Source organism: Streptomyces sp. NBC_00885, assembly GCF_045207475.1.
Lineage (GTDB): Bacteria > Actinomycetota > Actinomycetes > Streptomycetales > Streptomycetaceae > Streptomyces.
The window spans coordinates 3,670,459-3,681,916 of sequence record NZ_CP108796.1; the positions used below are offsets into that span (position 1 = coordinate 3,670,459).

Annotated in this window: 12 protein-coding genes; 5 read left to right on the forward strand and 7 right to left on the reverse strand. The window is 69.3% G+C overall.

Features of this window, described 5'->3' with window-relative positions; translation table 11 throughout:
• Window positions 1–92: 92 nt before the first annotated feature.
• Both OHA61_RS16470 and OHA61_RS16475 read right to left on the reverse strand, forming a co-directional pair.
• On the reverse strand, window positions 93–932 hold the full coding sequence (locus OHA61_RS16470; protein ID WP_406303633.1) for a nitrilase-related carbon-nitrogen hydrolase: 840 nt from the start codon (window positions 930–932) through the stop codon (window positions 93–95).
• Window positions 933–1,012: 80 nt separating this feature from the next.
• Entirely contained in the window at window positions 1,013–1,678 is a 666-nt protein-coding gene (locus OHA61_RS16475) for a lipoprotein (protein WP_406303634.1), read from the reverse strand.
• A 144-nt stretch (window positions 1,679–1,822) separates the two neighbouring features.
• Here OHA61_RS16475 and OHA61_RS16480 point away from each other — a divergent pair, with 144 nt between their 5' ends.
• Window positions 1,823–3,508 (forward strand): bifunctional 3'-5' exonuclease/DNA polymerase, encoded by a 1,686-nt coding sequence (locus OHA61_RS16480; RefSeq protein WP_406303635.1) that lies wholly within the window; start codon window positions 1,823–1,825, stop codon window positions 3,506–3,508.
• A 13-nt stretch (window positions 3,509–3,521) separates the two neighbouring features.
• Here the strand turns inward: OHA61_RS16480 and OHA61_RS16485 are convergent, their stop codons facing one another.
• A complete protein-coding gene (locus OHA61_RS16485) occupies window positions 3,522–4,766 on the reverse strand; it encodes a hypothetical protein (protein ID WP_406303636.1) in 1,245 nt (414 codons plus the stop codon).
• 59 nt (window positions 4,767–4,825) lie between these two features.
• The gene (locus tag OHA61_RS16490) at window positions 4,826–5,338 is read right to left on the reverse strand and encodes a SigE family RNA polymerase sigma factor (RefSeq protein WP_361902915.1); all 513 of its coding nucleotides are present in this window, start codon (window positions 5,336–5,338) and stop codon (window positions 4,826–4,828) included.
• Window positions 5,339–5,559: 221 nt separating this feature from the next.
• On the opposite strand from OHA61_RS16490, the gene OHA61_RS16495 reads away from it, so the two are divergent.
• Entirely contained in the window at window positions 5,560–6,348 is a 789-nt protein-coding gene (locus tag OHA61_RS16495) for a hypothetical protein (protein ID WP_406303637.1), read from the forward strand.
• A 16-nt stretch (window positions 6,349–6,364) separates the two neighbouring features.
• Here OHA61_RS16495 and tsaA read toward each other — a convergent pair whose 3' ends face one another.
• Window positions 6,365–6,793, reverse strand: a complete 429-nt coding sequence (gene tsaA / locus OHA61_RS16500) for a tRNA (N6-threonylcarbamoyladenosine(37)-N6)-methyltransferase TrmO (protein WP_406303638.1) — start codon at window positions 6,791–6,793, stop codon at window positions 6,365–6,367.
• A 101-nt stretch (window positions 6,794–6,894) separates the two neighbouring features.
• Here tsaA and OHA61_RS16505 point away from each other — a divergent pair, with 101 nt between their 5' ends.
• Window positions 6,895–7,770, forward strand: a complete 876-nt coding sequence (locus OHA61_RS16505; RefSeq protein ID WP_406303639.1) for a sigma-70 family RNA polymerase sigma factor — start codon at window positions 6,895–6,897, stop codon at window positions 7,768–7,770.
• Window positions 7,771–7,873: 103 nt separating this feature from the next.
• Here OHA61_RS16505 and OHA61_RS16510 read toward each other — a convergent pair whose 3' ends face one another.
• Window positions 7,874–8,218, reverse strand: coding sequence for a VOC family protein (locus OHA61_RS16510; RefSeq protein WP_406303640.1), 345 nt, complete (start codon window positions 8,216–8,218; stop codon window positions 7,874–7,876).
• Between the two features lie 163 nt (window positions 8,219–8,381).
• On the opposite strand from OHA61_RS16510, the gene OHA61_RS16515 reads away from it, so the two are divergent.
• Window positions 8,382–9,356, forward strand: a complete 975-nt coding sequence (locus OHA61_RS16515; RefSeq protein ID WP_406303641.1) for a DUF3800 domain-containing protein — start codon at window positions 8,382–8,384, stop codon at window positions 9,354–9,356.
• A gap of 626 nt (window positions 9,357–9,982) precedes the next feature.
• Complete coding sequence (locus OHA61_RS16520) at window positions 9,983–10,636, forward strand: 2'-5' RNA ligase family protein (protein WP_406303642.1); 654 nt, start codon at window positions 9,983–9,985, stop codon at window positions 10,634–10,636.
• A gap of 32 nt (window positions 10,637–10,668) precedes the next feature.
• Here the strand turns inward: OHA61_RS16520 and OHA61_RS16525 are convergent, their stop codons facing one another.
• On the reverse strand, window positions 10,669–11,403 hold the full coding sequence (locus tag OHA61_RS16525; RefSeq protein ID WP_406303643.1) for a hypothetical protein: 735 nt from the start codon (window positions 11,401–11,403) through the stop codon (window positions 10,669–10,671).
• Between the last annotated feature and the right edge of the window lie 55 nt (window positions 11,404–11,458).

An 11,458-nucleotide genomic window follows, 5' to 3' on the forward strand; every position in this document is an offset into this window, starting at 1 on the left:
GTGTGCCGGTGACATCGGCGGGGGGAAGCATCCCGCTCCGCCGTGCGGCGGAGCGTGACGTACGACCAGGCGGCAGGCCTAGAGCCCAGGCTCTAGCTGTCGCCGCCCTCGTCGATCAGCCGCCGCACCTCGCGGTCGATCAGCCCCAGCCGCGCCTCCGCCACCAGCGGCACCGCCCTTCGCTGCCGCCGCGCCTCGTGGAGGTCGATGTCCACGGTCACGAGCCCGGGCTCCCACTTGGGCGCCTGGGCCACCACCGACCCGCGCGGGTCGACCACCCGTGAACCGCCCCAGAACGAGGCGCCGTTCTCGCTCCCCACCCGGTTCACGAAGACGACCCAGCACTGGAGCATCCGCGCCGTATAGGTGAGCAGGCTGTCCCAGTACAGGCCCGTGTCCATCGCCTCCGGATCGAGGCTGGCCGCGCTGTTCGCCGGCACGATCACGACCTCCGCCCCGTCCTGCACGGCGAGCCACGGCAGGACCGGCTGCCAGGCGTCGTTGCAGATGAGCGTGGCCGCGCGACCGGCACCCTCCGGCAAGTCGTACGCGCGCACCAACTGGCCGGGGCTGACGTGCTTGCGCTCCTCCCACGCCAGATAGTTGGGCAGATACAACTTCCGGTGCGTGTGCAGGAGTTCACCGCCGTTGTAGTACGCGCAGGTGTTGTACGCCCGCAGCGAGGTGTGCTCGTGGAACCCGGCCATCACGTCCGCGCCGTACGTCCCGAGCTTGAGCAGCCGGGGATCGCGTGCCTGCACCGAGGTGTCCCGCCGCAGCGCGCCCAGGTGATAGCCGTGCAGGCTCAGCTCGGGGAAGACGACGAGATCCGCGCCCTGGGCGACGGCCTGCTCGATCTGCTCCCGGGCCGTTTCGAGATTCGCGTCCACTTCGCCCAGTACACAGTCGGTCTGTGCCAGTGCCATTCGCATACAACGAGCCTGACAGCGGTGGCGCGATCAGGCACCTCCGGCGGGCCCGCCGGACACCCTTAAGCGCCGTGGAGGCTCTGCTACGCGCCGTGGAGGCTCTTCTTCGCCAGCTCGTACGCCGGGAGCATCCCCTCGTGCTCCTCGTTGTCCAGTCCACCGAGATGCACGACGACCACGCCCTTGGGGGTCGTGAGGGCGAGCGCCCGCTCCTTCTTGGGCGCGTCCAGGAACTCGTTGGTATTGAGGTAGGTCACCTCGGTGGCCGCGTACTCGCCCGCCTTGATCTGTGCGTACGCGACCTTGTCCCGGCTCTTGGCCTCCTCGGCGACAAACGCTTCCAGGGCCTTGCGCGGATCGTCACCGGCGTGGCCCCCGGTCCAGACGCGCAGGAAGCCGATGTTCCCGGCGGGCTTGGCGTCGATCTCGCAGACGAGGGTGACGGGACCCTGCTTGGTCAGCCCGAACTGCTTGTCCTCCTTGACGGCCTTCGGCTTCCAGTCGGCCGCCAGGTCGAACGAGACGGGCAGGGCGCACGGCGAACCGGCACCCCCGACCGTGCCGCCCTTCGCTGCGGCTGGGGTCGCGTCCCCCTTGCCGGGCGCCTCCCCCTTGGCAGCGCCCTTCGCGCTCGCCCCGGACTGAGGCCGGTCGGACTCCCCGTCCGACGAACAGCCGGTCAGCGCCACCGTCACAAGCGCCGCCGGGACCAGCCCCGCACCCACACCGCGCAGAAGACCACGCACCACGATTCCCCACCCCTGGGTCAGCTCCGAACAAACCTGACCGATCCTAGATCGGCGTCGTCTGGGAGTGATCACCAGCTTCCCCCGCACATGCAGACAGCCCGCGGATCAGGGCCGGTGTCAGACCCGGCTGCGACACTCGCTCCCATGAGCGAACGATGGGCTCTGGCGGCGGCGGAGGGCGACGGGGCGCGGCTCGTCCCCCTCGGCCCCGACGGCCTGCCCGCCGGGCCCGTCCAGGAGGAACCCGAGCTGACCGAGGCCGTCCGCTCCCGCCCGGACGTCGGCAGATGGGTCTGGCGCTCCACCCCCGACATCTACCCCCGTCTCCTGGCGGCCGGAGTGCGCGTCGAGCGGTGTTACGACATCGAGGACGCCGAGCTCCTGCTGCTCGGCCACGAGGGACGGCTCGGCGAGCCCCGGTCGGCGGCGGCTGCCTGGGCCCGGCTGCACAACGCCCCCGTGCCGCCCGATCCCCCGCAGCGCGCGGCCGAACCGGGCTCGCAGTCCTCGCTCTTCGAGCCACAGCCCGTGCCCGTACCGCTGGAAGCGCTCCTTGAGGTCTACGCCGACCAGCAGCGAAGACACCAGGCCGCCGAGCACCCCGGGCGGATGCGGCTGCTCACGGCCGCGGAGTCGGCGGGCCTGCTGGTGGCGGCGGAGATGAACCGCGCCGGGCTGCCGTGGCGCGCGGACGTCCACCGGGACCTGCTGCACGAGCTGCTGGGCGAGCGGTACGCGGGCGGGGGCGAGCCGCGCCGTCTGGCGGAGCTGGCGGACGAGGTGTCGGCGGCCTTCGGGCGCCGGGTGCGCCCGGATCTGCCCGCGGATGTGGTGAAGGCGTTCGCGCAGGCCGGGATCAAGGTGAAGTCGACCCGGCGCTGGGAGCTGGAGGAGATCGACCACCCGGCGGTCGATCCCTTGATCCAGTACAAGAAGCTGTACCGCATCTGGACCGCGCATGGCTGGAGCTGGCTCCAGAACTGGGTCCGCGACGGCCGCTTCCGCCCCGAGTATCTGCCCGGCGGCACGGTCTCGGGCCGCTGGACGACCAACGGCGGCGGGGCACTCCAGATCCCGAAGGTGATCCGGCGCGCGGTCGTCGCGGACGAGGGCTGGCGCCTGGTGGTCGCGGACGCCGACCAGATGGAACCGCGGGTGCTGGCCGCGATCTCCCGCGACCCGGGCCTGATGGACATCGCGGGCCATGAGGGCGATCTGTACTCCGCGCTGTCCGACCGGGCCTTCTCCGGCGACCGCGACCACGCGAAGGTCGCACTGCTCGGCGCGATCTACGGCCAGACCTCGGGCGACGGCCTGAAGAACCTGGCCATGCTCAGACGCAGGTTCCCGCTCGCCGTGTCGTACGTCGACGAGGCGGCGCGGGCGGGCGAGGAGGGGCGGCTGGTGCGCACCTGGCTGGGGCGCACGAGCCCGCGGGCGGCGGGTTCGGGGGACGACGACGAGGCGGGAATCCCCCAGGAGAGCGAGGAACTCCCCCCCGCGGAGGCGGAGTTCACCCCCGGCTACGCCTCCTCCAACGCACGTGCGCGGGGCCGTTTCACGCGTAACTTCGTGGTGCAGGGCAGCGCGGCGGACTGGGCCCTGCTGATGCTGGCGGCACTGCGGCAGGCCACCGCGGGCATGCGCGCCGAGCTGGTCTTCTTCCAGCACGACGAGGTGATCGTGCACTGCCCGGCCGATGAGGCGGCCGAGGTCGCGAAGGCGATCCGCGAGGCCGGGGAGCTGGCCGGGCGGATCGCCTTCGGTCTCACGCCGGTGCGGTTTCCGTTCACGACGGCAGTGGTGGAGTGTTACGCCGACGCGAAGTGACCGTGTCCGGTGCCTACTTGAAGTTGTGCCACTTGTCGCTGGTCGCCATGGCGGACAGCTGAGCCAGGGTGAGCGGGGGCTCAGGGCGCACGGCAGCCTGGTTGGGATACTGCGAGTTGAAGGCGGTCACGGTCACCCGCAGCCCCTGCGGCGTAACGGTCTCGGCCGACCACTCCAGGGAGCCCGGCTGCTTGCCTGCCTTCTGCTGGGTGCGCACCTTGCCACCGTCGGGGGTGCCGGGCGCAACGGTCGCCCGCAGGAACGTCTTGACCTTGAGCTTGGCGTCGTAGACGACGATGTATCCCTCGTCACCGAGTCCTCCGAGGCCCCGTTGCGACAGCCCCGCGGGCACCAGGGACTCAAGCATGTCGCGGACCGCCCAGCTGCCCTGAATGGGACGCGGACTGGAGAACGTCTCGGCGTTCATCACACCGAACTTGGTGAACGCCCCTTCCACGGCACCCGCCAGTTCGCCCAGCTGCATCGCTGTCAGCGGCGGCTTGTTCCGGGTGGCTTCGACGCCCTTTTCCGCAGGCGCGTTGTACTCGGTCGCCTCCAGCAGGAAGCCGTCGCTCGAAACCCGCAGGGCCTGCCATTTCTTGACGCTGTCGGGATTCTTCCCGTCCACGAGGCTCTGCCGGATCTTGTGCCCGTAGGTGTCGGTGACACAGGATTCGGACGAGCTCTTGGCCGGGCAGGTGGTCATCGACTTATTGAGCGCCTTGTCGTTGGGGTCGACGCGCCTGGCCGAGATGGAGACGAGCGACTTGCCATAGCCGTCGTCGTACACCAGGGAGGCATTGGCGACGTCGTCCGGACCGCCGAAGTTGCTGGTGCCCCGCTGCTTGCTGAATTCCCCCTTGGGCAGGCTGATTTCCAGCAGCTTGATCATCTGGTCGGCGCTCGCGCGCATGAACCATTTGGGGTCGCCATAGCGCGGGTCCGGCTTCCCGCTGCCCGACACGCGCGGTTTCGGCCGGGGGCTCTCACCCCGCTCCTTGTCGGCCACGGACGTCCCGTCCGTTCCGTCGAGGAGTCCGCCCTCGTACGCTCCGACCGTCCCGATCATGGCGACGGCCAGCAGCACGCCGGTCACGGCGGCCGCTCGCCGTCGAGCCAGCTTCACGCGCCCTCGCCGCACTCCCGCTTCCAGCAGGACACGTCGGCGATCGGTGGCGAAGGTGCCCCCGGTGCGCCGGATCGCCTCGCCGAGGTTGTTCTCGAATTCGTTGTCGGAGGTGTCGTCTTCGAAGGGCATGACGGATCACCATCTCCTGTCGGTGCCGGTAGGCCGGAGGGGAAGAAGTCTCAGGTGTCTCAGTGGGCCGAGACGAGCTCGGCGAGGCTGCCGCCGAGCTGCGCGCGCAACCGCGCCAGCGCTCGCGTCGAGCGCGTGCGCACGGCGGCGGAGCTGGCGTTCATGGCGTCGGCGGTCTCCTCGACGCTGCGGTCCTCCCAGTAGCGGAGCACGACCACCGCCCTGTCCTTCGGTGGCAGCTGCCCCAGTGCCTGGAGCAGCGCCAGCCGCAGCAAAGGGTCGCTCCCCGCGATGATCGGGATGTCGGGCAGCTCGCCGAGCGGCCGCTCGTCGGCGGAGCGCCGCCGCCGGTACGTGAGAAAAGTGCGGACGAGAACGGTCTGGGCATAACCGGCCGGGTTGTCGACTCGGGACACCCGGCCCCACTTCACATACAGCCGGCTCAGCGTCTCCTGCACCAGATCCTCGGCGAGATGGGTGTCGCCGCTGGTGAGCAGGCAGGCGGAGCGAAAGAGATGGCCGGTGCGGCCCGCTGCGAATTCCATGAACTCGTCCGCGTGGGACTGTCTCATGCCCTCCCCGTTCATCCCCGTCGTGCAGTTCGGTCAACGGGGCTTCTCGCCCCTCCACCCACTTGACGCGGTGACCCTGCGAGAATGTTTCACGCGGACAGTGACCGGCTCCCCAGCGGCTCCCGCAACTCCCTCAGCGTCGACTCGTACGCCCCCGGTCGTACGAGGGGTGACTCCACCGGGAGGACGCGGCCGCCCCGCTTCGGGCCGATGCTGACCGCATGACCACCGCAGCCCTCCGGCACGCCCTCACGCCGCCCCGGCATACGGGTGGCCCGCGAGGCGCTGAACTCTTCTGCTACGCGACCGGCGCCGCGCTGATCGCCGCCGGCCTGTTCCATCTGGTGGTCTTCTTCGCCGACGGCGGCCCCTGGACGGGCCCGGTCTCCTGGCGCAAGCCGTTCACCTTCGGGGTCTCCTTCGGCCTGACGGTGGTCGCGATCACCTGGGTGACGTCGTATCTGCGGATCGGCGGCCGCACCCGCTGCGTAATGCTGGCCCTGTTCGCCGCCGACTGCGTGCTCGAAGTCGCCGGGATCACGCTCCAGGCCTGGCGGGGTGTGCCGTCGCACTTCAACCGCGAGACCCCTTTCGACAGCGCGGTCGCCACTGCCCTCGCGGTCGGCGGGGTGCTGCTCGTGCTGATTCTCACGACCTTCGCCACCGCTTCGTTCAGACAACGCCCCGAGGGCCCGGCGGGCATGGCACTCGCGCTGCGTACGGGCTTCGCCGTGCTGCTCGTCGGCCTGCTGTCGGGCGCGGCGATGATCGCGTACGGCGTCGTGGTGACCCGCACCGTCGGCCAGGAGGCGGCCTACCACTCCTCGGGGGCCCTGAAGCCGCTGCACGGGCTGTCGCTCCACGCGATCCTGGTCCTGCCGATTCTGGCCCGCCTGCTGGCGTTCACCTCCTGGCCGGGGTCGACCCGCGAGAAGGTGGTGCGGGCGGCTTCGGCGGCGTACCTCCTGGCCGTGGTCGCGGCGGGCGCCTGGGCTCTGCTCCAGCTGTGACGGAAGGGCGGTTCGCTCAGCGCTCGGCTCCCGGGTCGAGCACGGGTTTCACGTCGAGTACGGGTGTCCCGTCCAGCGCCTCCAGATTCTGTACGCGCACTCTCGTCCCGTCTTTCGTCACGTCGACCGCCACAAGGGTCACCCGGTGCAGCCCGATCGGGTTGGGCCGGTCCGGCGAACGGGTCGAGAACACCCCCGTCACCGGCCTCGTCACATCACCGCGCGGATGCACTGCCAGGACCTCCCGGCTCGCGCGATCGAGCCAGGTCAGCACCATCACCTCCTCCCCGGCCCGCAGATCGCGCAACCCCTCGCTCACGCCCGGCTCGAACACCAGCCAGGCCTCGGGCGCACCCTCGTCCCCCTGCTTCGGGGCAGACTCGCGGTCGGTCAGCGGGGACTCGACCCGGCCGATCGGCCGCAGGACGTAGGGACTGTCGTTCATGCTTCCTCCCACGCGTGGCTTGATTCCTGGCTGATAGTTGTCACATCGGCTCGGTTTCACGGGTCACTCCTGTGACACGCGGCGGCGAAGGAATGTGTCCCATGGACGAGAACGATTTTCTGGCGGAACGCTTCGAGGCGCACCGCGCCCGGCTGCGCGCGGTCGCCTACCGGATGCTCGGCTCGTCCGGCGAGGCGGACGACGCCGTCCAGGAAGCCTGGCTGCGGCTCAGCCGCTCCGACGCCGCCGCGATCGAGAACCTGGGCGGCTGGCTCACCACGGTCGTCGCACGCGTGTGCCTCAATATGCTGCGCTCGCGCGAGACCCGGCGCGAGGACCCCTGGGACGTGCACCGGCCGGAACCGGCCGCCGACCGCGAGGACATCACCGACCCCGAGCACCAGGCGCTGCTCGCCGACTCGGTCGGCCTGGCGCTCCTCGTCGTACTCGACACCCTGGCGCCCGCCGAACGGCTCGCCTTCGTCCTGCACGACATGTTCGCCGTGCCCTTCGACGAGATCGCCCCGATCGTGGAGCGCACCCCTGCGGCCACCCGCCAGCTCGCCAGCCGCGCCCGCCGCCGGGTCCAGGGCGCGGAAACCGCCCCCGAAACCGATGTCACCCGCCAGCGCGAAGTCGTCGACGCCTTCCTCGCCGCCTCGCGCGGCGGCGACTTCGACGCGCTGCTGACGCTGCTCGACCCGGATGTCGTCCTGCGCGCGGACAGCGTGGCCGTCCGGTCGGGTGCGGGCGTGGCACGTGGTGCGCAGGCGGTGGCCCACACCTTCGCGGGCCGCGCGCAGGCCGCACAGCCGGCGCTGATCAACGGCGCGGCGGGACTGGTCTGGGCCCCGGGCGGACAGCCGCGCGTAGTCTTCGGCTTCACGATCGCCGCCGACGGCAGGATCGTCGCGATCGACATCGTGGCCGACCCCGGCGGCCTGGGCCGGCTGGACCTGGAGGTCCTGAGCGGCTGAGGGGCGACGGACGGCGCTGCCGGGCAGCCATGCTGCGGCGGCCCGGTCGGCACGGGGGCGTACGGACCGGGCCACCGTTTCCGCGGCTGACGGCCGCGTGCCGTCAGCCCTCCTGGATGAGGCCGATGACACTGCCGTCCGCGTCCCTCAGGATGGCGGTCAGCTTGCCGCCGCCGACGTCCTTGACGTCCTGCACGGTCTCCGCTCCGGCGCCGAGGAGCGCCTGGATCCTGGCCTTGATGTCATCGACGTGCCAGTAGGCGACAGGGCCCGTCATCCCCAGGCTGTGGCCGTTGGGGTCCAGACCGACATCCTGGCCGCCGACGCGGTAGCCGACGTAGTAGACCTCGTCCATGATCGGCTCCACCCCCAGGAGCTCGGTGAAGCGGGCCTTGGCCTGCTCGATGTCCTTGACGGGGTAGATGATCGTCTTGATGCCTTCGTTCATGACGTGCTCCTGGTGCTCGGTTCGCGGTGCTCAGGTCGTGCGTTCACTGCCATGACACGACGGGTCGGGGGAATGTGACCTCCGGACACACGGAACCTGCCCCCGAGCGGAGGTACGGGAAAACCCATGGTGCATGCCACCCTGATCACCAACACTGGTGAGGATGGAAGTCTTCTGCGACGAGTCCGGATCCGACGGCGAGAATCTCACCGGCGGAAACACTGATGTGTTCGCCCACGCCAGCGTGCACCTGCCCCTCGAACCGGCGGCGGATTCCATACGGGAAACAAGAAGCAGAATCCGCTCACCAGCGGAGGAATACAAAGCGAATCATCTGCTCCGGGGGAAACACCGCTCGACCCTCGAGTGGCTGTTGGGGCCTGCCGGTCCGATCCACCACAACGCCCATGTACATCTCACCGACAAGGCATTCTTCGTCGTCGGCAGAGTCGTCGACCTCCTCGTGGGCGAAACCCCCGGCCGGACCCCGAGCACCATGGCTCTCACCCTCTACCGCGAGGGCCCCAGCGCCTTGGGGCACCAACAGTGGCAAGCCTTCCTGGAGTCGTCCAACAACCTGATGCGCACCAAGAACCGCTGGGACGCGCGAACCCCGGTCGACTCCTTCTTCCACCTGCTCGACGCCCTGCGCCCGGCAGTCGAGGGCAACGGAGTCGGCGACATCATGGAATTGCTTCAACAGGCCAGGCCCCGCGCCGACTCTTTCTGGGCGCGGACGCTCGAAAACCCGACGAGGATTCCGTCATTGGACCCCCTCATTCCGGCCATCGTCCACACCGTCGCCCACTGGAGTGCGGGAGGACAGTCCGTCTTCCTTGTCCACGACCAGCAGAACGCGCTGACGGAAGAGCGCATCGCATGGCTCAAGGAGCATCTCCCTTCACCACAGGGCCGATTGACCGGCGTGCGGCTCGTCGATTCCCGCTCGGATCCGCGGGTTCAGCTCGCGGATTTCCTGGCCGGAGTGGCGCGGAAGATAGCCTCGGACGAACTCAACGGCCGGGGCGACGCAGAGCTCACGGCGCTGCTGCGACCGTATGTGGACGCGTCCTCGATCTGGGGCGACGACCGAAGCTGGTCCCTGCTGGGTCTCGCGCACGCTCGGGCGGCCCAATGAAAGAAACCCAGGTCAGCGGAACTGACCTGGGCTTCAGCCGAGCCGCCTTCGGGATTCGAACCCGAGACCTACGCATTACGAGTCAGCACATGATCATCCCGATCCTGATCAACTTTGCTCTGATCTGCGGAAAGCGGCAGGTCAGAGCAAGTACCGGAGCCTGGTCCTGCTTGGTCTTGCCGCATCATGCGTGATCCTTCCGTTCCCATGAGGTTCCCATCGGTTCCCGTGGAGCGGGGCCAGATCCGTGATGCACGGCAGCGTCGCTGGTGGGAGCGGGGAGCCAATCCGGGGAGCTTCGCACCTGCATCGAGAAGAACGCGAGCTCACTTCCCCTGCACCCGGGGTGGAGCCAGTGACCGTTTTCGCAGGTCAGCCGCGTCCTCACAGCCTACTCCGCCGCCTCACGTCTCCGTCCGGTGATGCTGGAGTCCGCGCGGGACGTTCCTTCCATGCGATCGGGGCAGTGGTCTGGGCGATTGTCGGCGGCCGCTGAACTGTGGTTCGGCCGCCGGTGAGAGGCTCAGCGACGGCTGTAGCTTCGTCCTAGGTTCCGGACACGCCACAGCGGGAAAGGATCGAGGCTGTCGTCGCAGGGGCGGCGTGCACTGAGAAGGAAACTCGAGATGGAGCGGTTTGTTCCGCGTTTTCAAGGCCATCCGTGGGTGGACGGCATGCGGGTCCTGCATGCCTATATCCCCCTACGCCCCGGTGTCGACGATGAGTTGCTGGCCCTCGTACATACGTGCCGTCCGGCGATGGCGGGCTACCCCATTGACCCGCTCTTTCCCGCAGACCCGGCCGACCCGGGGGTTTTGCACCTGACTGTCGAGATGGTCGCCGACGCCACCGCAACTGACATCGGTCCGGCGGAGCGCACTGCTCTGGCAGATGCACTTCGCGAGGCACTGTCCGGCGTGTCGCCGTTCGAGACGCAGGTGGGCCCGCCGATCGGCAACATCGCGGGCGTCGTTTTGGACGTGTGGCCCGACGAAGCAGTCCTCAACCTCCAAGAGGGGGTGCGGACCGCGATTCGCAAGACGCGGGGGGACACCGCGCTCCAGCACAGCGGTGGGCGGCCCCACATGCAGCTCGGCTACAGCTACGGCGCCGCTAGCTCCGACCTCCTCAACAGCGTGCTCCGCGGCCTTACCCCGCGCCGGGCGCCACTGCGCGTCGGCTCCGTGCATCTGCTCGACGTCTGCTTCGCCATCGCGCCGGACACGGGCGGTTGGCGGATGACCTGGGAACCGGTCGCCGAGATCCCTCTGGGCTACTGACATCGGACCAGAATTGGGCTCCCTGTTCGGTGCTACTGGTCGGCGATCTGATCCAGTTGCGCCATGACATCGTCGCGGCCGACGAAGGCATGCTCACGAGAGCGCGCCCACACGGTGTCCTCCAGGGATGCGTCTTCCGACCAGCCGGACTCGGGGATGTTGAAGGGTCCGTCGACTGCGACGTGGCCCTGCGTGGCGGGGTCGAGGTCCAGCGCCCGCAGCGCCTTACGGGCATGGACGGCGGACAGACGCCAGTCGCGGTGGCTGTGGCCGTTCGGGCAGACGGAGCTGATGAGCGGTCCGTCGACCAGCAGGGTGCTGCCCTGGTTCGGGCAGGAGTGGCTGCACCTCAGCGGGACGATACTGGAGGCCGTGGCGACGAAGATCCCCTCTGTGGCGTCGATGCGCAGGGGGCCAGACTCCCCGGGCACAGCAGCGAGTTCGGAGCGGGCTTCTTCCGTGAAATGCTCAAGCTGCAGGGCGAGCCGTTCAACGGCCCACCGCATCGGCGACGGTCCCGGCGGTTCGAGGCCGTCCAAGTCTCCTGTGGTGTACCGGTTCGCGAGGTCGACGTACGTCTGCCACAGCGGGCCGTTGTGCGGCTTGTTGCCCGGGGCATGCCCAGCGGCTCGAAGAGCGTCCAGGATCTCGTGGCGGATTCCTGGTTCGCTCCCTTCGACCGGAGGACCGCGAAGGGCTCCGCGCAGTTCATCCAGCGGCACATCGGCCGGGGCCCGCCGCCCGTTGTGGGTGCGCGAGTAGAGCAAGAGTGCGAGGGTTCCCAGGTTCAGCTCTGCAGCGCGGCTGCTGTCCCAGGAACAG